The sequence below is a fragment of the Microbacterium allomyrinae genome (genome assembly GCF_020682705.1).
Classification (GTDB): domain Bacteria; phylum Actinomycetota; class Actinomycetes; order Actinomycetales; family Microbacteriaceae; genus Microbacterium; species Microbacterium allomyrinae.
The window spans coordinates 216,028-238,875 of sequence record NZ_JAGTTN010000005.1 but is presented as its reverse complement, the minus strand read 5'-3'; the positions used below and the strand labels follow the sequence as shown (position 1 = coordinate 238,875).

Here is a 22,848-nt window from a genome sequence, read left to right as displayed (position 1 = left end):
TGTCGTCGGCCTCCGGGCGGGATGCTCGCACACTCCATCGGGGCAGTTCCAGGGGTTTGCACCGACCCTCATGCAAACCTCATCTGCGCGCGCTGCGCCTCTACTCGTGGCCGACGAGCTTGAGACCGACGACGCAGCCGACGAGGCCGAGGATGAGCAGCATCTTCACGAGCGAGAACGCCTCGTCGCCGGTGATCATCGCGTAGGCGACCGTCAGCGACGCGCCGATGCCGACCCAGACCGCGTACGCGGTGCCGGTCGAGATGTCGCGCATCGCCCACGCGAGGCCGCCCATGCTGGCCACCAGCGTGACGCCGAAGATGACGGTCGGCCAGAGCTTGGTGAAGCCCTCGGACTTGCCGAGCGCGGTGGCCCAGACGGCTTCGAGGACGCCGGAAACGATGAGGATGACCCACGACATGACTGTTCTCCTGGCCAGTCTTGTCGCTCACCGGGTACTGATCCGTCGTCCGGGGATCCGGGGCGGGATCCGTGATCCACACTACTGCACCCCCCTGATCACGCCCTGGGCAGGGGCGGGGCCGGTCAGACGAGGAACAGCCAGTCGAGCATGCCGGGGTTGTGGGCATGCACGAGCACGAGGAACACCACGGCGTCGAAGAGCAGGTGCACCGAGACGACGTAGGCGAGCGAGCGGGTCTTCATGAAGATGTACCCCATGAGCAGCGCGAACGGGATCGTCAGGAGCGGCCCCCACGCCTGATACCCGAGTTCCCACAGGAACGATACGAAGACGAGCATCTGGAGCAGGTTGGCCTGCCAGAACGGGAAGTGGCGCCGCAGCAGCGCGAAGCAGGTGCAGATGAAGAACAGCTCGTCCCAGATTCCTACGGCGCCCACGCCGACGAACAGTCGCGCGATGAGGTCGGGGGTGTCGACGACCGGCCAGTTGAGGTAGACGCCCGAGGTGACGAAGTAGAACGGCAGGATCAGCCAGCCCAGGACGAGCACGGCGGCCAGCCACGTCCACTGGAACGTCGTCCATCGCCCGCCGCCGCGCCAGGGGAAACGGATCGCGTGATCCCGGTAGACCCAGCGCGAGATCGCGTACGGCACCGCGACCGCACCGCCGAGGGCGAGCGCGAACCTCAGGATCGCGAGGTCGTCGAGTTCGGCCTTCAGCGGGATCGCGCTGACGATGAGCAGTCCGACGGCGATGAGCGACAGGTCGCGCAGCAGCGAGGGCCGACGGATGCCGCGGCTCGCGGCATCCGTCATGCTCGGCGCTGTGGCGGCAGAGGCCGTCGTCCGTTCGAGGACGAGCGCGATCGAAAGACCCGCCGCCAGCAGCGCCCAGCCCAGCCACGGTACGCGCACCACGAAGAACGCGGGTGCCGCGAGGCATACCAGGAGCGCGGGCACCAGGCCCCATGACCAGGCGAGGACCGCCGGCACGGGAGGGGCGTCAGGGTGTGCGGGCATGCGTGGCGGCTCCGGATCGGTGGGACGGTCTCAACGGTCGAGCGGGTGGGCGATCTCATCCTTCGACATTCCCGCGACGAGGTACGCGACCACGCCGAGGATCAGCGGGATCACACCCGCGGCGATGAAGATCACCTCGATGGGAACCACTTCGGCGAGGGGGCCTGCGAGCGCCATCGACAGCGGCATGAGCGCGAGCGACACGAAGAAGTCGAGGCTCGAGATGCGCCCGAGCATGTGTCTGGGCACGCGCCGCTGCAAGAGCGTGCCCCAGATCACATTGCCGTAGCTGAAGCCGAAGCCGACGAGGAAGAGGCAAAGCGCCATCACCCAGTACTGGTGCGTGATGCCGACGACGGCGAACGGCAGCGTGCTGACGCCCCACACGCCGATCATGACGGTGAGGTAGCGGCGCGGGAGCTTCATCGACGACACCACGATCGAACCGGCCACGCCGCCGATTCCGTAGATCGCGAGGAGGAACCCGAACAGCCGCGGATCCTCGCCGATCCGCTCGCGCGTGACGAACGGCAGCAGCACCTCCTCGGGTCCGAGGAACACGAGCACCCAGCCGGTCGCGAACAGCAGGGTCCACAACAGCCACGGCGTGCGGACGGTGAAGCCCACCGCCTCTCGCAGATCGTGCAGCACACCCCGGACGCCTTCCGGCGCCTCGTGCTCCTCCCCCGCCGCGGCCGGCGGTTCGGGGCGCACGAAGAGCAGCAGCACCAGGGCGAGCGCGTGCGCCGCGACCACGCCCCACGCGGCGTGCGCGGGGGCGAGGACGGCGGCGACGATGATGCCGGCTGCCGCGGGTCCCGCGGCCTGCTGCAGTGCCGGCCTGATCGCGCCTTCCAGTCCGTTCGCGGCGAGCAGCTGCGCGGGGGGCAGGATGCGGGGCAGGATGGCGCTGTACGCCGGGAAGAAGAAGCCTGCGCCCGCCCCCAGCATGAATGCGACGAAGGCGAGATGCGGGACCGTCACGGCGCCCAACGTGCCCGCGACCGCGATCGACGTGATGGCGAGGAGGTTCAGCAGCTCGACCACGCGCAGCAGGAGGCGACGCGGGATGCGATCGGCGGCGATGCCGCCGGGGATCGCGCACACCAGCAGACCGATCGCGTTCGCCGCCGCGACGACGGAGAGCTCGACCGGCCCGCCACCGGCGTCGATGACGGTGTACACCATGACGACGGCCCACATGCCGGCGCCGAAGATCGACAGCACGACGGCGCCGAACAGCATCCGGAAGTCGCGGTGCGCGAGCGGCCGGATGACGCGCCACCGGTCGCGGCGGGCGGGGCCCGGTGCCGGATCCGCCGCCGGCTCCGGCAGCGGGACGGGCCCGGTGAGCGGGCCGGACGCTCCGCTCATGTCCTCGCGACGCGCCGGTACGACAGGTCGCGGATGTCGCGGCCGACACGGGCGCCCTTGCGCTCGAACGCGGTCAGCACCCGCCCGTCGAACCGGGGCGCCCACTCCCCCTCGAACGTCGCGTCGAAGTCCGTTGCCGCAGCGAGGACATCGCGCATCTGCAGCGCGTAGTCCTCCCAGTCGGTGGCGAGACGGAGCACGCCGCCGTCGCGCAGCGCACCGGCCGCGATCGCGGCGAAGTCGGGCGTCACGAGGCGTCGCTTGGTGTGCTTCTTCTTGTGCCACGGGTCGGGGAAGAAGACCCACAGCTCGTCGACGGATGCCGCCGGCAGCAGGTGCTGCAGCACCTCGGGCGCGTTCGCCTCCACCAGGCGCAGGTTGCCGATGCCGGCGCGATCGGCGTCCAGCATGGTGCGCGCCAGCCCCGCACGGAAGACCTCGATCGCGAGGAAGTTGGTTCCGGGACGGGCTGCCGCTGCGTGCACGATCGCATGCCCCTGGCCCGAGCCGATCTCCACCACCAGCGGCGCGTCGCGCCCCCACACGGCCGCGGGGTCGATCGCCGCGCCGGGGCGGATGCTCGTCGCGGCGAGGTCGCGGGGCGCGTCGACGACGTAGATCGGCGCGAGGTCGATCCAGGCGCGATCCTGCGCCTCCGACATCCGACCGCTGCGCCGCACGAACGAGACGGGCTTCTCGCGGAAGGTGCGGGAATCGGTGGGCTGCGCTGCGGGGTCGGACACGACTCCAGGCTACCCAGCCTCCCCCGACCCGCCACGACCAGCACGGGGTGCGGTCGGAGCCGGGCTACGGCGCCGTGACGAAGTCGATGAGCTCCTCGACCCGGCCGAGGAACGCCGGCTCGAGGTCGCGATAGCTCTTCACCGACGCGAGGATGCGCTGCCATGCGCGTGCGAGATCGGTCTGGTCGCGCGCCGGCCAGCCCAGCGCGCGGCAGACGCCGACCTTGAACTCGATGCCGCGGGGCACCTCGGGCCAGGCTTCGATCCCCATCGCCCGAGGTGTGACGCACTGCCACACATCGATCCAGGGGTGGCCGACGATCAGCAGGTGGGCACCATGCGGCCCGCGCATGATCGCGTCGGCGATGCGGGACTCCTTCGAACGGGGCACGAGATGGTCAACGAGCACCCCGTAGCGGCGCTCGGCCGACGGGGGCTCCTCGTCGAGCGCGGCATCCAGCAGATCGACACCCTGCAGGTACTCCACGACGACTCCCTCTGCCCGGAGGTCGTCTCCCCATACCTTCTCGACCAGTTCGGCGTCGTGGCGACCTTCGACGAAGATGCGGCTGGCGCGCGCGACGCGTGCCCGGGCGTCAGGAGCGGCGAAGGACCCGGAGGCGGTGCGCTGGGGACCGGCGTCACGGGGTGCGGGGGCGGGAGGAACCAGCGCGACATCCTCCCCGTCCAGAAGGAAGCCCGGTCCCAGCGGGAACAGGCGTCGTCTGCCGAGTCGGTCCTCGAGCTCGACCATTCCCGATGCGACGCCGACCACCGCGCCGCAGAAGCCGTCCTCGGCGACCTCGATGACGAGATCGCGGGATGCCTCCACCTGCGCCAGCTGGCGTCTGCCCTGCGTACGCCAGCCGTCGGCGAGCACATCCGCGCCGTAGCGGTCGGTGCCAAAGCGGTCGTTCATAGTCGTCCTCCGGATCGCAGATGCTACCTGTTGCCCGTCGCCAACCTGGGGAGCGACCCGCGCTCCACGGCCGGTCGACAGGCGGGCTACCACCTCATGCACGCACCTGCATAGACTCGCGTGAGGGGGCAGGTGTCCGCGTCCCGGAGGGGGAATCGATGCGTGCGCGATGGGCTGCGGCGCTCATGGCGGCCACTGCGGTCGCACTCGGCATCTCAGGCGGCGCCGCCTGGGCGACCGACCCGGTGACGCTGGGGGCGGGTCACGTCCTCGATGACGTCGGTGCTCTCTCGGCCGCCGAGACCGATGCGGCCGAGGCCGAGTTGACGCAGCTGTACGACAGCACCGGATCCGATCTCTACGTCGTTTTCGTCGACGAGTTCACCAACCCCGCCAACAGTCAGCAATGGGCCGACAGCGTTGCGGAGAGCAACGGACTCGGCCCCAGCCAGTACCTTCTGGCCGTGGCCGTCGACGGCCGTCAGTTCTACCTGTCGGCCGACAGCACCGGACCGCTCACCGATCAGCAGCTCACCGACATCGAGTCCGGCATCCGCCCGTATCTCTCCGAAGGCGACTACGCCGGCGCGGTGACCGCCGCGGCCGAGGGCATGACGACGGCCCTCGCGGGCGGCGGCGGCGGCCTGACGTGGATCCTGGTCATCGCCGCGGTCGCGGCAGGCATCGCGCTCATCGTCGTGCTGGTCCTGCGACGTCGCAAGAAGGGCGTGGCGGGCGGCGGGAACGCAGTGCTCCCGACCGAGCAGATTCCGCTCGAAGAGCTCGAGCGGCGTGCGTCGTCGCTGCTGGTGCAGACCGACGATGCGCTCAAGACGAGCGCACAGGAGCTCGGCTTCGCCACCGCCCAGTTCGGCGATGCGGTCACAGCCGAGTTCGAAGCGGCGCTCGCGACGGCCCAGGCGGGACTGGACGAGGCGTTCACCCTCAAGCAGCAGCTCGACGACGCCACCCCCGACGCCCCGCAGGACACGCGTGCGTGGAACGAGCGGATCATCGCGTTGTGCGAGGCGGCGAATGCACTGCTCGACGAGAAGTCGGCCGCGTTCGACGAGCTGCGAAAGCTCGAGCAGAACGCCCCCGAGGCGCTCGCTCGGGTGCAGGAGCAGCGGGCGAAGGCCGCGGCGTCGCTCGACCAGTCGGCGACCGCGCTGCGGGGACTGCAGGCGGCGTACGCGCCCGAGGCGCTTGCGACGGTCCTCGACAACCCCGACCAGGCCCGCCAGCGTCTCGCCTTCGCCGACGAGCAGCTCACCAATGCGCAGAGGGCCATCGGCGCGGGCAACGGCGGCGAGGCCGCTGTCGGCATCCGCGCTGCCGAAGAGGCGGTCGGGCAGGCGACGCTCCTCGAAGATGCGATCGGCAAGCTCGCGAGCGACCTGGCCGCGGGCGAGCGCAGCGCGGCAGCCCTCGTCGCCGAGCTCGAGGGCGACATCGCGGCCGCGGCCACCCTCCCCGACGCCGACGGGCGCATCGCGGCCGTGATCGCGGCAACGCGCCAGCAGCTCGATGCCGCGCGCACCCACCTCACCGGAACGGCCAAGCGGCCCCTGGTGGCCCTGCAGAGCCTCGAGGCGGCGAACCAGCAGATCGACACACTGGTGCAGGGCGTGCGGGATGCCGCGGCCCAGGCCCAGCGCGCGCGGCAGATGGTGGGCCAGCTCATCCTGCAGGCCCAGGCTCAGGTCTCGACGGCGGAGGACTACATCACCGCACGCCGTGGCGCGGTCGGCGCGCAGGCGCGCACACGTCTTGCCGAGGCCGGCGCATCGCTCGCCCGCGCCCAGGCGCTGCAGGCCGGCGACCCCGAGCAGGCGATGCAGCATGCACAGCGCGCCGACCAGCTGGCAGGGCAAGCGATCCAACTCGCACAGAACGATGTGGGCGCGTTCGGCGGCGGCGCCGACGGCATGCTCGGGGGTGGTGGACAGTCGGGCGGCGGTGGCATGATGGGCGCCGTTCTGGGCGGCATCGTGCTCAACTCCCTGCTGGGCGGTCGCGGCGGCTCGTCCAGCGGCGGGAGTCTCGGCGGAATGCTCGGCGGCTCGTCCGGTCGCAGTTCCGGGATGCGCCCGGGCAGCTTCGGCGGCGGCGGCACACGCGGTCGCCGAGGAGGTGGTCGATTCTGAACCGGCACGCCCCCCGCAGACCCGGCGCCACCGCGGCGGCATCCACAACCTGATCCTCTGTACTCAGTCCGACAAGGAAGGAAATACCGATGGCGAAGCAGTCCATCTTCGGTCGAATCTCTACCCTCATGAAGGCGAACATCAACGCGCTCCTCGACTCCGCCGAGGATCCGCAGAAGATGCTCGACCAGCTGGTGCGGGACTACACCAACTCCATCGCCGACGCCGAGTCGGCCATCGCCGAGACGATCGGCAACCTGCGTCTGCTCGAGCGCGACCACCAGGAAGACATCCAGGCGGCCACCGAGTGGGGCAACAAGGCACTCGCCGCCAGCCGCAAGGCCGACGAGCTGCGGACCACGGGCAACACCCCCGACGCCGACAAGTTCGACAACCTCGCGAAGATCGCGCTGCAGCGTCAGATCAGCGAAGAGAACGAGGCACGGGCCATCGCGCCGACGATCGCCTCGCAGAACGAGGTCGTCGACAAGCTCAAAGAGGGCCTCAATGGCATGAAGCAGAAGCTGGAGCAGCTGAAGTCCAAGCGCTCCGAGCTTCTCGCGCGCGCCAAGACGGCCGAAGCGCAGAACAAGGTCCACGACGCGGTCAAGTCGATCGACGTGCTCGACCCGACCAGCGAGCTCGGCCGCTTCGAAGACAAGGTCCGCCGGCAGGAGGCCCTCGCGACCGGCAAGCAGGAACTCGCGGCATCCACCCTCGACGCGCAGTTCAACCAGCTCGAGGACGTCGGCGAGCTGACCGAGGTCGAGGCGCGGCTGGCCGTGCTGAAGGCCGGCGGCACGCCGCAGGCCGCGATCGGCAACTGACCGAGCACAGCACCGCACGAGGGGCGCCGCGTCCGCGAGGACCGGCGCCCCTCCGTCGTCTCCGCCTGTCGCGGGCGCCCTTCGTCGCGGGAAAGATGCCGGGACCGCCGCTCTAGGCGAAGATGAGGGGATGACGCGATATCTCGTGGTGCCGCAGTGGCAGGGAAGCCCGTCGTCTCGGGCGATGCAGCTCATCGACGGCGCCCAGGCCATCGCCGGAGACCTTCCCCGCTCGGCCACCACGGTGCTGGACGTGCCGATGGAGGCCGGCGAGTCGTTGGGCACCGGCATCCACCGTTTCAGCTCGCTCCAGCGGGTGTCCGCGCAGATCGCCGACGCCCTGGCCGGCCACACGGAGCCGGTGCTCACGATCGGCGGCGACTGCGGCATCGCGCTCGCCCCCATCGCCCACGCAGCGCGCCGATCTCCTGGCCTCGCGGTCGTCTGGCTCGACGCGCACCCCGACCTCAACTCCCCGCAATCGTCGCCCTCCGGCGCCTTCGCGGGCATGGTGCTGAGCGCTGTGCTCGGTCGCGGTGAGCCGGGCCTGTCGCTCGAGGCAGGCACGATCGGCGCCGATCGCATCGTCATCGCGGGCGCGCGGTCCTACGACGACGCCGAACTCGACCTCGTGACCGAGCTCGGGATCGCGACCCTCGCGGTCGACGTCCTGCGCGATGCCGAGGCCCTCGCCGAGTCGGTCGCCCTCACCGGGGCCGACGCGGTGTACGTGCACATCGACGTCGACGTGCTCGATCCCTCCGAACTCGCCGGCAACGCCCACCCCGAGCCGTTCGGGGTCTCCGTCTCGGAACTGACCGCCGCTGTATCGGGGCTGCGCGCCCGGCTGCCCCTGGTCGGAGCATCGCTGGCCGGCTACTCCCCCGCTTCTGCGGCATCCGCCACCGACGACCTCGGCGCGATCCTGCGCGTGATCGGGGCGCTCGCGTGAGTCCGATCCCCGCGCCGCCCCGGGGCTGGCGTGCCGCTGCCGAGCGCGCCGTGCTTCGCGGCCGCCGCATCGACCGCATGATCCCGTCGTTCCTTCTGGACTCGCCGATCAGCCGCGCCGGCTTCTGGTACGGCAGCGCCGTGGGCTGGGTGTGGGGGTCGCTGTGGAGCACGGGACGCATCGAGAAGCGCGAGGGCCTGTGGGTCTTCCGCGGGATGCCGCGTTGGACCTTTCCGCGCGGCGGCGTGTGCGTCGGCGGGTGCTTCCTCACCGGCGACGGACGGGTGAGCGCCGCGCTGCTGCGGCACGAGGCTGTGCACAAGCGCCAGTGGGAGCGCTACGGCCTGCTGATGACGCCGCTCTACGCCCTAGCCGGACGGAATCCGCTGCGCAATCGATTCGAGATCGAGGCGGGACTCGAGGACGGCAACTATGTGCCTCGCGGAGCGGCCTGAACCGCGGATCGCGTGCGGCGGGTCAGCGGGCTGTCGCGAGACCGTACTGCTCGGGCGCGTGAATCGCGTCGGCGCGGATGCCGAGATCGATCAGGTGGTCGACGATGTCGGCGGTGCCGAGATAGCCGCCGAGGAGGTGGATGCGCGTCTGGTCGTCGCCCTGTTCGGCGGACTCGCACAGCATCTCGTCGGCCCACGCGGTGACGGCACGCGAGAGCGCCTCTCCCGACGTGCAGCCTCGGCCCGTGCCGGGAGCGCCGGAACGCTGCGAGCGATCGAGCCACGTCACGACCATGCGGCTCGGTGCGACGATGGCGGCCTGCCACGAGGCATCCGGAATCTCGATGAAGACGCGCCCCGTCGAGCAGATCGGCAAGGTCGCGAGAAGGGTCTCGAGATCGACCAGCGAGGTCTCGTCGGCGGTGATGAGCTGCTGCACGCGCGTGTGACGCGAGGCGCGACAGGCCGAAGCGCTGTGCTCGGCGCTGCCGTGGCGGGTGCTGCGGGTCTCGGTCGTGTGGGTCATGACGAATCCACTATACCCCTGATGAAGGGTTGCCTTACCTCAGTGCGAAAAGAGAGTGGGCTCAGCCGTCACAATTCGCGCAGCAGCACGCGTCGCAGCTCCGCCGCTTCGTCGTCGTCGAGACCGGGTGCGCGCAGGTAGTCCGCGGCCGAGCCGTAGCGCGCGACGACGTCATCCAGCAATGCGCGCATGACAGGTGCGGGCGAACGGGTCGCGAGGTCCTCGAGATGCACCGCCTCGGGGTGCAGGGCGCGCAGGAACTCCACGATCCGGCGGTTGCGCCCTTCGGGAAGCAGCACCTCGGTGCGGGCGTAGTCCGACACGACGGACTCTGCATCGACCCCGGCGGCGGCGAGAGTCAGCGCGACCGTGACCCCGGTGCGATCCTTTCCGACCGTGCAGTGCACCAGCACCGGCTGGTCGGCCAGGATGCCGCGCACCACGTCCACGACACCGGCCGAGGAGTCATCGACCAGGCGGCGGTACATCTCGTCGAGTCCGATGTCGTCGCTGAAGAAGGAGTCGACCGAGCCGAGGAACAACGGCACGCGCTGCGTCACCACGTCGATCCCGTCCAGCAGGCTCGGCTCGCGCGCGACCTCTTCGTCCGCGCGCAGATCGATGATCCGCCGCAGACGCAGGTCGGCGAGCGCGCGCTCCCGCAGCGTCCAGCCGCGCGAGGTTGCCCGAGCGGAACAGCACGCCGTGGCGTGTGACCAGGGCACCCGCCGCGAGGCCGCCGACGTCGCGGAGATTCACGGCGCCCGAGACCACCGGGTCGCCGGCCTCGGAGTCTGCCGCTGTCACCACGCCTTGCCCGCGGCGGCGTCCTTGTCTTCGCGGGTGAGGTCATCGCGCGGCGGCACGTCGTAGCGTCCGGCGATCGCGACGCGGTTGAACGCGTTGATCGAGACGAGGATCCAGCTGAGAGCGACGTACTCGGCCTCGCTGAGCACTCCGCCGACGCGGTCGTAGACATCGTCGGGGATGCCGTCATCGTGGATGAACGCGAACGACTCGGCGAGTTCGAGCCCCGCGCGCTCGCGATCGGTGAAGACTCCGGAGTCGCGCCACACCGGCAGCTGCGCGACGACATCCGCGGTGACGCCGGCCTTCACAGCCCGTTCGACGTGGACACGCACGCAGTACGCGCAGCCGTTCAGCTGCGACGTGTGGATCTGCACGAGCTCCTTCAGGCGGTCGTCGAGGCCGTTCTCGGTGGCGATCGCGCCGACGGCCTTCGAGAACGCCGAGAGCGCCTGATAGGCAGGCGGGGCCGATCTCGACAGGTGTACGCGGGGTTCTTGCGTCATGCCGTCAGCCTATCCAGCGGTGACGGCTTCGCGGCGGCGCACGATCTCGGAGATCCAGCTCGGAGCGAACGGCGACGTGCAGCCCGGAGGCGTCGGATAGTCGGCGAGCACCTGCAGCCGCTCGCCGATCTCCAGCGCGCGAGGGCGCAATCGCGCGTTGTGGATGCCGATCTGCGCGAGCGTCTCGTTCATCGTCCACTGCGGCCGCGGCGGCGCGTCCCTCATGTCGCGCTCGATCAGATCGAGAAGGTCGTCGAGGTCGAGGCCCTCCGCCTTCTTGACCACGCGTTCGCTCGTCAGGGACCACGCCGCTGCCGCGACGGTGGGATCCGCATCGCCGAACCAGCGCATCCGCAGCTCTTCGGCCAGCGGCGACTTCTTGGCGACGTAGCTGACGAACCACTCGTTCACCTTCGGAGGATCCGTCTCGCGGAGCATCGCGTCCAGTTCGTCCGCGCTGTACTCGCGCGGGCGACAGACGAGTATCGCGAGCAGGCGCGGAGCAGTCTCGCCGGTCTCCCACAGTTCACGTGCGAGCGGCTGGTCGGTCTTGATCCTCTTGGCCAGCGCCCTCATGCGCCCGAGGTTGATGCCGTGGTCGTCGCCGCGCTTCTCGTTCGCGGCGCGCATCTTGGGATCCTCCAGGGCGGCGAGTTCGGCCAGCGCCTCGGACAGGGTCGTTTCGGGCATCGGGACCTCCGAGCCCAGTCTATGAAGCGCCATGACACCCGGGATCTCGATGCCTCCGCGATGGGAGAGAATGTGCCCGTGAGCGAACCGATCGACGAGTTCTCCTTCCTTCAGGAACAGGCTGCCGACGCCGGCATCGCAGGGCCCATCCCCCGCGGCGAGCGCCTCACCCTGACACTTCCCGACGGGCGCTCGCTGAGCGCCCTGCGCTATGCGCCCGGAGGCGCTCCCGAGGCCACGCCGGCGGTGACGTTCCTGCACGGGGCGGGCCTGAACGCCCACACGTGGGACACCACGATCCTGGCGCTCGGCCTGCCCGCCCTCGCGATCGATCTGCCCGGCCACGGCGACTCGTCGTGGCGCACCGATGCCGCCTACATCGCCCGCGTCCTCGCGCCGGATGTCGCGGCGGGGCTGGATGCCTGGACGGATGCACCGCAGGTGCTCGTCGGACAATCGCTGGGCGGGCTGACGGCCGCGGCGGTCGCGGCATCCCGACCCGACCTCGTCGCCGAACTGGTCGTCATCGACATCACGCCCGGCGTCGATCCGAACGCGGGTCCGACGCAGATCCGGGAGTTCTTCGCCGGCCCCGTGGATTGGACGTCGCGCGCCGAGCTCGTCGACCGCGCGCTGGCGTTCGGCCTCGGCGGCGGCACCCGTCGCAAGGCCGAGCGCGGCGTGTTCTTCAACTCCCGCGTCCGCGCCGACGGACGCGTCGAGTGGAAGCACCACTTCGCGCACCTGGCCAACGCGGTGCACGCCGCGCCCCCCTCGGATGCCTCGGCATCGCCGGACGCGGTGTCGGCCGTCCTCGGAGAGAGCGGCTGGAAAGACCTCGCGGGTGTCGTGGCGCCCACCACGCTGCTGCGCGGAGAACGCGGCTACGTCACCGAAGCGGATGCCGCCGAGTTCGCCCGTCGCAACCCCGAGGCATCCGTCGCCGTGGTCGATGCCGGGCACAACGTGCAGGAGGAGATCCCCGTCGCCCTCGGCGAGCGCCTGCGCACCCTGGCCGCGCCGGACTGAGCGCGCTGCGCACTCGATCCGGGCATCCGGGAAGCGCTAACGCTTCTGTTGCGTTCCGTGTACCGGGTCGCCGTGGCCCGTCGCGATGTCCCTAGGCTGGACTATCGCACCGGCAGTCGCGAAGACCCGTCGCCGCCGGCACCCGCCACAGCACACGCGGACCCCTCCGAAAGGACCCCCATGCTCCGTCGCACCGTCCTCGTCGCGACCTCGATCCTCGCCGCCGGCGTCCTCGCACTCAGCGCCTGCAGCGCCGGCAGCGAGCCCGCCCCCACCACGACGGGCGAGCCCGACCCCGATGCGTCCGTCGCGATCCGACTGGTGCTCGAGCCCGGAAACCTCGACATCCGCGAGACGGCGGGCGCCGCCCTCGACCAGATCCTGGTCGACAACGTGTACCAGGGGCTGGTGGCGCGCACCCCGGAGCAGGACATCGTGCCGGCCCTGGCGAGCGACTGGACGGTCTCGACGGACGGTCTGACCTACACGTTCACGCTCCGAGAGGGTGTGACCTTCCACGACGGCCAGGAGCTGACCCCGCAGGATGTCGTCTGGTCGCTGCAGACCCGCAAGGACACCCCCGCGTGGAGCGACTCCTCGCGTCTCGCCAACGTGGCATCGATCGCCGCCGAGGGGCAGGAGATCACCCTCACGCTGACCCAGCCCGACTCCAGCCTGCTGTGGAATCTCACCGGCCGCGCCGGCCTCGTGCTGAAGGAGGGCGACGGCGTCGACTACAAGACCAAGACCAACGGCACCGGCCCGTTCGCCCTGGCCAGCTGGCGGCAGGGCGACAGCATCACCTTCGCGCGCAACGACGCCTACTGGGGCGAGCCGTCCGCCGTCGCCGAGGTCGTGTTCGACTACATCCCCGACAACCAGGCAGCTCTCAACGCCGCGCTGGCGGGGGAGGTCGACGTGGTGACGGGGTTCGACGCGAACCTGAAGGACCAGGTCGAGGAGACGGGCGACTTCGCCCTCGTGCTCGGCCAGTCCACCGACAAGGGCACGCTCGCGTTCAACCAGACCTCGGGTCCGCTCGCAGACAAGCGCGTGCGCCAGGCGATCCGCCAGGCGATCGACCACGATGCGATCGTCGAGGCGCTCGCGTCGGGCCAGACGCAGTACGGCCCCATCCCCGAGCTCGACCCGGGGTACGAAGACCTCTCGGACATCGCCCCGTACGACCCCGATGCCGCCCGCGCCCTGCTCGAGGAGGCTGGTGCAGACGACCTCGAGCTCACGCTGACGATCCCCAACTTCTATGCGACCACGATCCCCCAGATCCTCGTGTCGGACCTCAACGAGGTCGGCATCACGCTGGAGGTCGAATCGGTCGACTTCCCGACGTGGCTCAACGACGTCTACATCAACCAGGACTACGACCTCAGCTTCGTCCTGCACACCGAGGCGCGCGACTTCGAGAACTGGGCGAACCCCGACTACTACTTCACCTACGACAACCCCGAGGTGCAGGAGCTCTACGCAGAATCGCTCGCCGCGACCGACGAGGCCGAGGCCGCCGACCTGCTCGCGCAGGCCGCGCGCATCGTCGCCGAGGACTCCGCCGCGGACTGGCTCTACAACGGAGCCTCGGTCGTGGCGGTCGGCACTAACATCACCGGTATGCCCTCGATCAACGTGAACGAGCGCCTCAACCTTGCCGAGATCGCCAAGAGCAACGGGTGATCCGATACACGCTGACCCGATTCGCCCTGCTTCTGCTCGGGCTTCTCGTGGCCAGCGTGCTCATCTTCGTCACGCTGCGGGTCCTCCCCGGTGACATCGCGCAGCTGATCGCGGGCACGGGCTCGACGCCCGAGCAGATCGCCGCGGTCCGGGAGCGGCTCGGTCTCGACCAGCCGCTTCCGGCGCAGTACCTCGACTGGATCGGCGGCGTCTTGCGCGGCGACCTCGGCTCGTCGCTGCTGACGGGCACCAGCGTCGTGGACGAACTGGCCGAGAAGGCCGAGGTCACCGTCCCCCTCGGCATCCTGTCGCTCACGATCGCGGTGATCATCAGCGTGCCGTTGGGCGTGCTGTCGGCCATGCGGCGCGGCCGCGCCGATGGCACCGCGTTGAGCGTGGGCGCCCAGACGCTCGCGGCAGTGCCGGTGGTCTGGGCGGGAATGATGCTCGTCGTCGTATTCGCCGTGTGGCTCGGCTGGCTCCCCGCGCAGGGGTTCCCGCGCGCCGGATGGAACGACCCGGGCGCCGCGCTGCGCTCGCTGCTGCTCCCCGCCCTCACGATCGGCATCGTCGAGGGCGCCATGCTGATGCGCTTCGTCCGCAGCGCCACGCTCCAGGCGGTCGGGCAGGACTTCGTCCGGACGGCTGCGGCCAAGGGCCTCACCCGTGACGCTGCGCTGATCCGGCACGGGCTTCCCGTGGTGGGCCTGTCCGTCATCACGGTGCTCGGTCTGCAGGTCGCCGGAATCATCGTCGGCGCCGTCGTGATCGAGCAGCTGTTCTCGCTGCCCGGGATCGGGCGCATGCTCGTGGCCGACGTCGGCGCGCGCGACCTCCCCAAGGTGCAGGGCGAGCTGCTCGCCCTGACCGGTTTCGTCCTCATCGTCGGCTTCGTCGTCGACCTCGTGCACCGCGTCATAGACCCTCGGCAGCGGGAGGCGGCATGACCCCCGGCTCTCCGCCCCCGGCCTCGCCTCCGCCCCCGGCCTCCCCGGCCTCCCCGGCCGACACGCCACCACCGACGAACCATGTCCCGGAATCCACCGCTCCGGCCGGCTCGGATCGGTCGATTCCGGGACACGATGCGCGGAATTCGAGACAGGGACCACAGAGACCGCGTCGCTCGCGCTGGGCGTGGCTGGGCCGGCTGTGGCACCTCTCGACCGGCCGCTTCGGTCTCATCGTGGTCGCCGTCGTGGTGATCACAGCGATCGTTGCGCGGTTCTGGACGCCGTTCGACCCGCAGCAGGTCGAGATCTCGAACCGGTGGGCGCCTCCCGGGTGGCCGCACCTGCTCGGCACCGACGGCTCGGGGCGCGACATCCTGAGCCTCATCATGGCGGGCGCGCGCACCACCGTGCTGGTCGCCGTCGGTGCCGGGATCGTCGCCACCGTGATCGGCATCGCGCTCGCAGCGCTCGGCGCCCTCACCGTCCGGTGGCTGCGCGAATCGGTCGCCGTATTCGTGGACATCCTCATCGCGTTCCCGGTGCTCATCATCGCCATGATGATCTCCGCGGTGTGGGGCGGATCGCTCTGGGTCGTGATCTGGTCGGTCGGCATCGGCTTCGGCGTCAACATCGCACGCGTCACGCGACCCGAGCTTCGCCGCGTCCTGCACAGCGACTTCGTGCTCGCCGGGCGGGCATCGGGACTCACGCCCGCACAGAATCTGGTGCGGCATCTGCTGCCGAACGTCGCCCCGGTGTTCATCGTGCAGCTGTCGTGGGGCATGGCCGTCGCCGTGCTCGCCGAGGCCGGCCTGTCGTACCTCGGCTTCGGCGCCCCCGTGACCGAGCCGTCCTGGGGTCTTCTCCTCGCCCAGCTGCAGCAGTTCATCACGGTGCATCCCCTGTCGGTGGTGTGGCCGGGCCTCGCGATCACACTCACCGTGCTCGGCCTCAACCTGCTCGGCGACGCCCTGCGCGAAGCGACCGACCCGACGCTGTCGCGGAGCCCCTTCGCCACCCGTCGCGCTCGCCTCCACATCCCGGAGGTGGTCTCGTGAGCCTCGACGTGCGCGAGCTCACCATCGACATCGACGGCCGCCGGGTCGTGGACGGCGTGTCGTTCTCGGTGCCAGAGGGCGCCCGCGTCGGGCTCATCGGCGAATCGGGGTCGGGCAAGTCGCTGACCGCACTGGCGATCCTGGGACTCCTCCCCGACGGCGCCGAGGCGGGTGGCAGCATCCGCTGGAATGGCCGTGAACTCATCGGCCTGACCGACCGCGAGCTCGCCGAGCTTCGCGGCGACGAGATCGGCATCGTCTTCCAGGAGCCGCGCACCGCGCTCAATCCGATCCGCACCGTCGGGCGACAGATCGCCGAATCGATCCGCATCCACCAGGGGCTGTCGAAACGGGATGCCGCAACCCGGGCTGTGGCGGAGGCGTCGCGGGTCGCGCTGCCCGATCCGCATCGGGTCGTGGCCCGCTATCCGCACCAGCTGTCGGGCGGGCAGCGCCAGCGCGTCGCGATCGCCATGGCGCTGGCCTGCCGGCCGCGACTGCTGATCGCCGACGAGCCCACGACCGCGCTGGACGTCACGATCCAGGCGGAGATCCTGGAGCTGCTGCGCGGCCTCGTCGAGGACGACGGGATGTCGCTCGTGTTCATCACGCACGACCTCGCGGTGCTGTCTCAGATCGCCACGCACGGCGTGGTGCTCGACGCCGGGAAGGTGGTCGAGGACGCCCCGGTGGCGCAGCTGCTCACGGCACCCTCCTCCCCCGTCACTCGAGGGCTCCTGCGCGATGCGACCGCGACGCTGTGGCGACCGGGGGGTGCGGAATGAGCGCGTCTCCGCGCGCCGGGCGACCGGGCCCGGCCCCGCGCTCCGGGGCCGAACCGGGTGCGATCCCGGCTCCGCTGATCCGCGCGCGCGGACTCACGCGCCGGTACCCCGCTCCGCGGAGCGGGCTGTTCGCGGCGAAGACCTTCACCACGGGCCTCGAGGATGCCGACATGGACGTGCGAGAGGGCTCGGCTGTCGGCATCATCGGCGAGTCGGGGTCGGGAAAGTCCACGCTGGTGCGCCTGTTGCTCGCGCTCGACGCCCCGACCGAGGGCACCGTCGAATTCGACGGCCGCCCGATCGATGCCGCGGCGCCCGCGCGTTCGCTGCACTGGCTGCGCCGCCAGACCGGGATCGTGTTCCAGGATCCATACGCGTCGCTCGACCCGCGGATGAGCGTCGGGCGCATCATCGGCGAACCGCTGTGGGCGCTCGGGATCGAGGGCGATCGACGCCGGCGCGTGCGCGAAGTGCTCGATGACGTCGGACTCGACGCCGACATGGCCGACCGCTTCCCGCACGAGTTCTCGGGCGGGCAGCGCCAGCGGATCGCGCTCGCGCGCGCCGTCGTGCACCGTCCGCGGCTCCTCGTCGGCGACGAGCCCCTGTCTGCGTTGGACGTGACCGTCCGCGCCCAGATCCTCGAACTGCTCGGCGAGCTGCGGGCGCGAGACGGGCTCACCCTGCTGATGGTGTCGCACGACATCGGCGTCGTCCAGAACCTGTGCGACGAGGTCGTCGTCATGAAGGACGGCCGGATCGTCGAGGAGGGTCCGACCGAGAAGGTGCTGCTGCAGCCCCAGGTGGCGTACACCCGACGCCTCCTCGCCTCGATCCCCGTGATCGACCCCGGTGCCGGTTGAGGCTCACGCATCGCGTCGGGGGGCGCCGCTAGCCTCGGAGCATGGCCCCCGCGATCGTTCCCCCGTACATCCTGGCCCGCATCGCCGCCGCGCAGGAACCCACGTGGGCGCGTGCGGCAGAGGCGGCGCGCTCCACGCTCGCCGCCCCGCGCGAGTACCGTCCGGCTCGCTCTCGCCTGCGACTGTCGATCGAAGAGCCCGGCACGCTTGTCGCAGAGACGACTCCCGCGCCCGATCGGGAGGTCTCCGACGCACAGCAGCGGGAGGTGCTGCCCGGCATCCGGGTTCGCCGCGAGGACGACCCCGCCTCCGGCGACGCCGCGGTCGACGAGGCGTTCGACGGCCTCGGTGCGACCTTCGACTTCCTCTGGGACGCGTTCGCACGCAACAGCCTCGACGGCACCGGCGGCTCGCTCCTGGCCACTGTGCACTACGGCGAGGACTACGACAACGCTTTCTGGAACGGCGAGCGCATGGTGTTCGGCGACGGGGACGGCGAGGTGTTCACGGGGTTCACCAGGTCGCTGTCGGTGATCGCGCACGAACTCGCGCACGGCGTGATCGAGGACGAGGGCGGTCTGCTCTACCGCGGGCAGTCGGGCGCGCTCAATGAGTCCATCGCCGATGTGTTCGGCGCACTCGCCGAGCAGCATCACCTCGGCCACGGTGCCGACGAGGCATCCTGGCTGATCGGCGAGGGGATCTTCACCGACTCCGTCCAAGGCCGCGCGCTGCGCTCGCTCGCCGCGCCCGGCACGGCCTACGACGACGATGTGCTGGGCAAGGACCCCCAGCCCGCCCACATGGACGACTACGTCCAGACCCGCGACGACAACGGGGGCGTGCACATCAACTCCGGCATCCCGAATCACGCGTTCTACCTCGCCGCGAAAGCGCTCGGCGGGAACGCGTGGGAGCGGGCCGGTCTCATCTGGTATCGCGCCCTCACCTCGGGCACGCTGGCCGCCACCGTGGACTTCACCGCGTTCGCCGACGCCACCCTCGCGGCCGCCGCCGCGGAGTACGGTGAGGAGTCGGAGGAGGTAGCCGCCGTCCGCGCCGGGTGGACGGGCGTCGGCGTGATCCAGGATGGACCAGACACCACGCACTGACCGCGGCCAGGGACCGTCCGCGCCCGCCGCGACTCCCGAACCCGCCGTCGAGGTCGACGTCGCACGCACCGGGGGCTTCGCCGGGCTCACGCGCCGCTGGAGCGCGCAACCCCCCGAGGACCAGGCATCCGAGTGGATCGTTCTGCTCGACCGCTGCCCGTGGGACGACGCGCCCGCGATCGCCGCGCACCCGAACGAGCCGGGCGACAAGGGGCTCGTTGCCGAGCGGGCGCAGCAATCACCCATCGCGGACGGATTCGTCTGGTGGATCCGCGCGCGCTGGTCCGACCCTTCCGCCGGCGCCGCCGACCGCCGTGAGGCCGAGCTCGCCGAGGACCAGGTCACCGGAGCCTGGCGCGAACTGGTCGACGCGGTGCGCTCGTGGAACAGTGGCGCGACCGCCTCGCCCGACGCCGAGCGCCCCGGGCGCTGATCAGCGCCCGAAGAGGCCCCTCTTCTTCGCGGGGGCCTTCTTGGCGGCGCTCTTCTTCACCGGTGTGAGCGCCTTCTGCATGGAGATCGTGCCCAGCCAGCGCCCGAACTTGAACCCGACCCGGCCCATGCGCCCCACCTCGACGAAGCCGAGCTTCTCGTGCAGCGCCACCGAGCCTTCGGCGCCCTTGTCGCTGATCACCGCGACCATCTGCCGGATGCCGGCCTGCTCGCACGCCTCGATCAGTGCCACCAGCAGTGCACGACCCAGCCCCTTGCCGGTGGCCGCCTGCCCGAGGTAGATCGAGTTCTCGACCGAGAACCGGTACGCGGATTTGCTCGACATCGGCTGCACCAGCGCGTAGCCGAGCACCTGTCCGGTGGGCGACTCCGCGACCAGGAACGGCAGACCGAGCTTGCGAAGATGCTCGCGCTTCTTGCGCCACTGCGCGACCGACCAGGTGTCCTCGTCGAAGGTGACGACGGAGTTGGTGACGTAGTGGTTGTAGATCTCGCGGATGTCGGGGATGTCACGGTCCTCGACGGGGCGGATCGCGTACGAGAAGTCGCGTTCGGGCTCCGGCCGGCGCCGCAGATGCTGAGGCAGCCGGCGCCGATCCCTGTCGTATTCCTCCTCGAGCATGCCGACAGCCTACGCCGGGAGGATCTGGTCGATCGAGGCCGGCAGCGCCCAGTCCACCGGCGCGGCGCCCTGCTCGGCGAGCAGATCGTTCGTGCGCGAGAAGGGTCGCGAGCCGAAGAAGCCCCGGCGCGCCGACAGCGGTGACGGGTGCGCGGACTCGACGGTCGGGGTGGCGCCCAGGAGCGGACGCAGATTCGCGGCATCCCGCCCCCACAGGATCGCAACGAGCGGCTGATCGCGGGCGACGAGCGTGCGGATCGCGTGCTCGGTCACCTTCTCCCAGCCCCAGCCGCGATGGGACGCCGGCTCGCCCGGCGCGACGGTGAGCACGCGGTTGAGGAGCATGACGCCCTGGTCGCTCCAGGCCGAGAGGTCTCCGTGCACGGCACGGGGCACACCGAGATCGGCTTCCAGCTCCTGATAGATGTTGGACAGGCTCCGCGGCAGCGGGCGCACGTGAGCGTCGACCGCGAACGAGAGGCCGATCGGATGCCCCGGCGTCGGATACGGGTCCTGACCGACGACGAGCACCTTGACGCCCGACAGCGGTCGCTGGAATGCCCGCAGCACGCGTTCGCCTGCGGGCAGGTAGGAGCGTCCGGCAGCGACCTCGGCGCGCAGGCGCTCGCCGAGCGCGGCGATGTCGGGTGCGACGGGGCTGAGCGCCTCTGCCCAGTCGGAGTCGATCAGGCCCGTGTCGGCGAGTTCGGAGAGCGACCTGCTCATGGCGTCAGTGCGCGGCCTCGTCGAGCACCGTTCCCTGGAACGACCAGGGAAAGTCGATCCACAGACCGGTATCGGCGTACGCGTAGTCGGGCTGCACCATCGTCGTCGGCTTCGTGTAGATGACTGCCGAGCGCACCTCGGCGCCCCGCTCCTGCAGGAGCCGCACCGCGAGGGCGAGGGTGCGTCCGCTGTCGGCGACGTCGTCGACCAGCAGCACCCGCCGCCCGTCGAGATAGGTCATGTCGAGTTCTGGCGGCAAGACCTCGGGTGCGTCGAGAACGGTCCCGATCCCGGTGTAGAACTCGACGTTGATCGCGCCGCAGTTCTTGACGCCCAGACCGTATGCGATCGCGCCGGCCGGGAGCAGGCCTCCCCGGGCGATGGCGACCACCACCTCGGGGATGAAGCCGTCCACGACGATCGCGCGGGCGATGTCACGGCAGGCCGCACCGAATCCGTCCCACGTCAGCGTCTCGCGTTCGATCGTCGCGTTCTCCACAGGTACGCCCTCCTCGTCGGGTTGCCTCCAGCGTAAGGCGAGCGCAGCCGACCGCGTGGCCCGAGGCTCCGCGCAGCGAGACCCGATGCACGCTGAGGACGTGGGGTATCCTCGCCGTCGTGTCCCGAGCATCCTCCACCGTCGACCGCTTCCGCGGCTCCGCCCTCGGCATCACCGCCGGTCTGATCGGCTGGTTCGTGCTCGTCGAGGTGACCAGCGGCATCCTGCAGGGGTTCTACGTCCCGCTGTTCAGCGACATCGTCACCTCGCTGGGCATCCACGACTCCGACGTGAACTGGTTCGAGGCGGCGCAGCTGCTGCTGTCGGCGCTCGTCGTCCCGGTTCTCGCGAAGCTCGGCGACATGTACGGGCACAAGCGGATCCTGCTCGTCGCGGCGATCCTCACCGCGGCGGCGAGCTGGTGGCTCGTGTTCGCCGGTGATTTCTGGAGCTTCCTGATCGCCTGGGCACTGCAGGGCTTCTACGTGGTGTGGCTGCCGCTGGAGATCGCCCTCATCTTCGAACGCGGTCGGCGTCAGAACCGGGGCACCTCGATGACGCGGCGCGCGGCGGGTCTGCTCGTCGTCGGGCTCCAGGCGGGGGCGATCATCGGCGCTCTCGCGGCCGGTCGCATCTTCGCCGCCACGGGCGGCGATCTCACCGTCACCCTGATGGTGCCTGCGATCGCGGTATCGCTCATCGCCTTCGTCATCTGGTTCTTCGTTCCGGAGTCCGATCCGATGCCCGGCCGCCGGCTCGACACGTGGGGCTTCGTGATCCTCGCGTGGGCGTTGCTGCTCGTCACCGGCGCGCTGGTCTACATGCGCATGATCGGTGAACTCGCCCTCGGCCCGGGCGCCTGGTGGTGGGTGGTCGCGCTGCTGGCCGCAGGTGTCGCGGTATTCGTGTGGTTCGTCCGGTTCGAGCTGCGTCAGGACGATCCCGCCATCGACATCCGGGTCCTGCGGCGGCCCGAGATGTGGCCGGTGCAGATCACGGCGTTCCTGGTCGGCATCAGTCTGCTCGGGGCGCAGGGACCGCTCTCGACGTACGCGGGCACCGACTCGTCGCTCGGGTACGGCCTGGGGCTCGACGCGACCGGACGCTCGAACGTGATCGGCATCTACCTGGTCTCGCTCATCATCGGCGCGGTGCTCTTCGCCGTGACCTCGCGCCGCGCCAACCCGCGTCTCATCCTCATCGTCGCCTCGGCGCTCGTCGGAATCGGATACACCCTCTTCCTGCCGTTCCACACCGAGCTGTGGCAGGTGCTGCTGAACCTCTCCATCGCAGGCATCGGCTCGGGCGCGCTGGTCGGGGCGCTGCCGGCGGCTGCGGCCGCGGCCGCTCCGCACGGTCAGACCGGCATCGCGTCGGCGCTCACCAACACCACGAAGACCATCGGCGGCACGTTCGCGTCGGCCATCTTCGGAGTGGTGCTGGCCGCCGGCGCCGGCACGGTCGCGAGCCAGACCGCCGCCTCCCTGGGCGGCTACATGGCGGTGTGGGCGATCTGCGCCGCGGGCGGGTTCGTCGCCGCCGTGCTGCTGTTCTTCGTTCCGAAGGTCGCGTTCGCCGACGACGATTCGACCGGCTCGGCGACCGGACAGCCCGCGGCCGAGGCCGTCGCCGGCGAGTCGCAGATCATCTGACGGCGAAGGAGCGACGGCCGA

24 protein-coding genes, 1 pseudogene and 1 riboswitch are annotated in these 22,848 nt (G+C 70.5%); of the genes and pseudogenes, 13 read left to right on the top strand and 12 right to left on the bottom strand.

Going from position 1 to position 22,848, the window contains the following annotated elements:
* Positions 1 to 100: 100 nt before the first annotated feature.
* The 5 genes from KEC57_RS15090 to KEC57_RS15070 all read right to left on the bottom strand — a co-directional run bounded on the left by KEC57_RS15090 (position 101) and on the right by KEC57_RS15070 (position 4,479).
* Positions 101 to 421, bottom strand: a complete 321-nt coding sequence (locus KEC57_RS15090; RefSeq protein WP_229385511.1) for a DMT family transporter — start codon at positions 419 to 421, stop codon at positions 101 to 103.
* A 9-nt stretch (positions 422 to 430) separates the two neighbouring features.
* Positions 431 to 496, bottom strand: a riboswitch (guanidine-III (ykkC-III) riboswitch).
* Between the two features lie 50 nt (positions 497 to 546).
* Complete coding sequence (locus KEC57_RS15085) at positions 547 to 1,443, bottom strand: CPBP family intramembrane glutamic endopeptidase (RefSeq protein ID WP_229385510.1); 897 nt, start codon at positions 1,441 to 1,443, stop codon at positions 547 to 549.
* Positions 1,444 to 1,473: 30 nt separating this feature from the next.
* Positions 1,474 to 2,817: an MFS transporter gene (locus tag KEC57_RS15080; RefSeq protein WP_267492670.1), complete on the bottom strand. Its 1,344-nt coding sequence runs from the start codon at positions 2,815 to 2,817 to the stop codon at positions 1,474 to 1,476.
* Complete coding sequence (gene trmB / locus KEC57_RS15075) at positions 2,814 to 3,560, bottom strand: tRNA (guanosine(46)-N7)-methyltransferase TrmB (protein ID WP_372457069.1); 747 nt, start codon at positions 3,558 to 3,560, stop codon at positions 2,814 to 2,816. Before trmB ends, KEC57_RS15080 begins: the two co-directional genes overlap by 4 nt.
* A gap of 64 nt (positions 3,561 to 3,624) precedes the next feature.
* Positions 3,625 to 4,479 (bottom strand): DUF3097 family protein, encoded by an 855-nt coding sequence (locus KEC57_RS15070; protein WP_229385509.1) that lies wholly within the window; start codon positions 4,477 to 4,479, stop codon positions 3,625 to 3,627.
* A gap of 158 nt (positions 4,480 to 4,637) precedes the next feature.
* Here KEC57_RS15070 and KEC57_RS15065 point away from each other — a divergent pair, with 158 nt between their 5' ends.
* The 4 genes from KEC57_RS15065 to KEC57_RS15050 all read left to right on the top strand — a co-directional run bounded on the left by KEC57_RS15065 (position 4,638) and on the right by KEC57_RS15050 (position 8,860).
* Positions 4,638 to 6,626 carry a TPM domain-containing protein gene (locus tag KEC57_RS15065; RefSeq protein WP_229385508.1) on the top strand — a complete coding sequence of 663 codons (1,989 nt, stop codon included), beginning with the start codon at positions 4,638 to 4,640 and terminating at the stop codon, positions 6,624 to 6,626.
* Positions 6,627 to 6,715: 89 nt separating this feature from the next.
* The gene (locus KEC57_RS15060) at positions 6,716 to 7,453 is read left to right on the top strand and encodes a PspA/IM30 family protein (RefSeq protein WP_229385507.1); all 738 of its coding nucleotides are present in this window, start codon (positions 6,716 to 6,718) and stop codon (positions 7,451 to 7,453) included.
* Positions 7,454 to 7,583: 130 nt separating this feature from the next.
* Entirely contained in the window at positions 7,584 to 8,405 is an 822-nt protein-coding gene (locus tag KEC57_RS15055) for an arginase family protein (protein ID WP_229385506.1), read from the top strand.
* Positions 8,402 to 8,860: a Fe-S oxidoreductase gene (locus tag KEC57_RS15050; protein WP_229385505.1), complete on the top strand. Its 459-nt coding sequence runs from the start codon at positions 8,402 to 8,404 to the stop codon at positions 8,858 to 8,860. Before KEC57_RS15055 ends, KEC57_RS15050 begins: the two co-directional genes overlap by 4 nt.
* A gap of 22 nt (positions 8,861 to 8,882) precedes the next feature.
* On the opposite strand, the gene KEC57_RS15045 is transcribed toward KEC57_RS15050, so the two are convergent.
* The 4 genes and pseudogenes from KEC57_RS15045 to KEC57_RS15030 all read right to left on the bottom strand — a co-directional run bounded on the left by KEC57_RS15045 (position 8,883) and on the right by KEC57_RS15030 (position 11,389).
* Complete coding sequence (locus KEC57_RS15045; protein ID WP_229385504.1) at positions 8,883 to 9,386, bottom strand: SIP domain-containing protein; 504 nt, start codon at positions 9,384 to 9,386, stop codon at positions 8,883 to 8,885.
* 68 nt (positions 9,387 to 9,454) lie between these two features.
* Positions 9,455 to 10,145, bottom strand: a pseudogene (locus KEC57_RS15040) (tyrosine-protein phosphatase).
* Between the two features lie 44 nt (positions 10,146 to 10,189).
* On the bottom strand, positions 10,190 to 10,699 hold the full coding sequence (locus tag KEC57_RS15035) for a carboxymuconolactone decarboxylase family protein (protein WP_229385503.1): 510 nt from the start codon (positions 10,697 to 10,699) through the stop codon (positions 10,190 to 10,192).
* Between the two features lie 9 nt (positions 10,700 to 10,708).
* Positions 10,709 to 11,389: a DNA alkylation repair protein gene (locus KEC57_RS15030; protein WP_229385502.1), complete on the bottom strand. Its 681-nt coding sequence runs from the start codon at positions 11,387 to 11,389 to the stop codon at positions 10,709 to 10,711.
* Positions 11,390 to 11,449: 60 nt separating this feature from the next.
* Here KEC57_RS15030 and KEC57_RS15025 point away from each other — a divergent pair, with 60 nt between their 5' ends.
* The 8 genes from KEC57_RS15025 to KEC57_RS14990 all read left to right on the top strand — a co-directional run bounded on the left by KEC57_RS15025 (position 11,450) and on the right by KEC57_RS14990 (position 19,308).
* Positions 11,450 to 12,418: an alpha/beta fold hydrolase gene (locus KEC57_RS15025; RefSeq protein ID WP_229385560.1), complete on the top strand. Its 969-nt coding sequence runs from the start codon at positions 11,450 to 11,452 to the stop codon at positions 12,416 to 12,418.
* Positions 12,419 to 12,598: 180 nt separating this feature from the next.
* Positions 12,599 to 14,107 carry an ABC transporter substrate-binding protein gene (locus KEC57_RS15020; RefSeq protein ID WP_229385501.1) on the top strand — a complete coding sequence of 503 codons (1,509 nt, stop codon included), beginning with the start codon at positions 12,599 to 12,601 and terminating at the stop codon, positions 14,105 to 14,107.
* Entirely contained in the window at positions 14,104 to 15,054 is a 951-nt protein-coding gene (locus KEC57_RS15015) for an ABC transporter permease (protein ID WP_229385500.1), read from the top strand. The genes KEC57_RS15020 and KEC57_RS15015 overlap by 4 nt, the downstream gene beginning before the upstream one ends.
* Positions 15,055 to 15,245: 191 nt before the next feature.
* On the top strand, positions 15,246 to 16,115 hold the full coding sequence (locus KEC57_RS15010; protein WP_229385559.1) for an ABC transporter permease: 870 nt from the start codon (positions 15,246 to 15,248) through the stop codon (positions 16,113 to 16,115).
* Entirely contained in the window at positions 16,112 to 16,900 is a 789-nt protein-coding gene (locus tag KEC57_RS15005; protein ID WP_229385499.1) for an ABC transporter ATP-binding protein, read from the top strand. The genes KEC57_RS15010 and KEC57_RS15005 overlap by 4 nt, the downstream gene beginning before the upstream one ends.
* 62 nt (positions 16,901 to 16,962) lie before the next feature.
* Positions 16,963 to 17,763, top strand: coding sequence for an ABC transporter ATP-binding protein (locus KEC57_RS15000; RefSeq protein WP_229385558.1), 801 nt, complete (start codon positions 16,963 to 16,965; stop codon positions 17,761 to 17,763).
* A gap of 41 nt (positions 17,764 to 17,804) precedes the next feature.
* Positions 17,805 to 18,875 carry a M4 family metallopeptidase gene (locus tag KEC57_RS14995; RefSeq protein WP_229385498.1) on the top strand — a complete coding sequence of 357 codons (1,071 nt, stop codon included), beginning with the start codon at positions 17,805 to 17,807 and terminating at the stop codon, positions 18,873 to 18,875.
* The gene (locus tag KEC57_RS14990; RefSeq protein ID WP_229385497.1) at positions 18,853 to 19,308 is read left to right on the top strand and encodes a protealysin inhibitor emfourin; all 456 of its coding nucleotides are present in this window, start codon (positions 18,853 to 18,855) and stop codon (positions 19,306 to 19,308) included. The genes KEC57_RS14995 and KEC57_RS14990 overlap by 23 nt, the downstream gene beginning before the upstream one ends.
* Here KEC57_RS14990 and KEC57_RS14985 read toward each other — a convergent pair whose 3' ends face one another.
* The 3 genes from KEC57_RS14985 to KEC57_RS14975 are packed head-to-tail and all read right to left on the bottom strand — an operon-like array spanning position 19,309 to position 21,175.
* Positions 19,309 to 19,950 (bottom strand): GNAT family N-acetyltransferase, encoded by a 642-nt coding sequence (locus KEC57_RS14985; RefSeq protein ID WP_229385496.1) that lies wholly within the window; start codon positions 19,948 to 19,950, stop codon positions 19,309 to 19,311.
* Positions 19,951 to 19,959: 9 nt separating this feature from the next.
* On the bottom strand, positions 19,960 to 20,676 hold the full coding sequence (locus tag KEC57_RS14980) for a uracil-DNA glycosylase (RefSeq protein ID WP_229385495.1): 717 nt from the start codon (positions 20,674 to 20,676) through the stop codon (positions 19,960 to 19,962).
* 4 nt (positions 20,677 to 20,680) lie between these two features.
* Complete coding sequence (locus KEC57_RS14975; protein WP_229385494.1) at positions 20,681 to 21,175, bottom strand: phosphoribosyltransferase; 495 nt, start codon at positions 21,173 to 21,175, stop codon at positions 20,681 to 20,683.
* Positions 21,176 to 21,294: 119 nt separating this feature from the next.
* On the opposite strand from KEC57_RS14975, the gene KEC57_RS14970 reads away from it, so the two are divergent.
* On the top strand, positions 21,295 to 22,827 hold the full coding sequence (locus KEC57_RS14970; protein WP_229385493.1) for an MFS transporter: 1,533 nt from the start codon (positions 21,295 to 21,297) through the stop codon (positions 22,825 to 22,827).
* Positions 22,828 to 22,848 lie beyond the last annotated feature (21 nt).

Bases quoted from the DNA above. Each gene is read 5' to 3' on its own strand.
- KEC57_RS15080 (WP_267492670.1), bottom strand. From the start codon at position 2,817: ATGAGCGGAGCGTCCGGCCCGCTCACCGGGCCCGTCCCGCTGCCGGAG.
- KEC57_RS14985 (WP_229385496.1), bottom strand. From the start codon at position 19,950: ATGCTCGAGGAGGAATACGACAGGGATCGGCGCCGGCTGCCTCAGCAT.
- KEC57_RS15035 (WP_229385503.1), bottom strand. From the start codon at position 10,699: ATGACGCAAGAACCCCGCGTACACCTGTCGAGATCGGCCCCGCCTGCC.
- KEC57_RS15055 (WP_229385506.1), top strand. From the start codon at position 7,584: ATGACGCGATATCTCGTGGTGCCGCAGTGGCAGGGAAGCCCGTCGTCT.
- KEC57_RS14980 (WP_229385495.1), bottom strand. From the start codon at position 20,676: ATGAGCAGGTCGCTCTCCGAACTCGCCGACACGGGCCTGATCGACTCC.
- KEC57_RS15020 (WP_229385501.1), top strand. From the start codon at position 12,599: ATGCTCCGTCGCACCGTCCTCGTCGCGACCTCGATCCTCGCCGCCGGC.
- KEC57_RS15030 (WP_229385502.1), bottom strand. From the start codon at position 11,389: ATGCCCGAAACGACCCTGTCCGAGGCGCTGGCCGAACTCGCCGCCCTG.
- KEC57_RS15090 (WP_229385511.1), bottom strand. From the start codon at position 421: ATGTCGTGGGTCATCCTCATCGTTTCCGGCGTCCTCGAAGCCGTCTGG.
- KEC57_RS15085 (WP_229385510.1), bottom strand. From the start codon at position 1,443: ATGCCCGCACACCCTGACGCCCCTCCCGTGCCGGCGGTCCTCGCCTGG.
- KEC57_RS14990 (WP_229385497.1), top strand. From the start codon at position 18,853: ATGGACCAGACACCACGCACTGACCGCGGCCAGGGACCGTCCGCGCCC.
- KEC57_RS14995 (WP_229385498.1), top strand. From the start codon at position 17,805: ATGGCCCCCGCGATCGTTCCCCCGTACATCCTGGCCCGCATCGCCGCC.
- KEC57_RS15070 (WP_229385509.1), bottom strand. From the start codon at position 4,479: ATGAACGACCGCTTTGGCACCGACCGCTACGGCGCGGATGTGCTCGCC.
- KEC57_RS15060 (WP_229385507.1), top strand. From the start codon at position 6,716: ATGGCGAAGCAGTCCATCTTCGGTCGAATCTCTACCCTCATGAAGGCG.
- KEC57_RS15045 (WP_229385504.1), bottom strand. From the start codon at position 9,386: ATGACCCACACGACCGAGACCCGCAGCACCCGCCACGGCAGCGCCGAG.
- KEC57_RS15065 (WP_229385508.1), top strand. From the start codon at position 4,638: ATGCGTGCGCGATGGGCTGCGGCGCTCATGGCGGCCACTGCGGTCGCA.
- KEC57_RS15025 (WP_229385560.1), top strand. From the start codon at position 11,450: ATGGGAGAGAATGTGCCCGTGAGCGAACCGATCGACGAGTTCTCCTTC.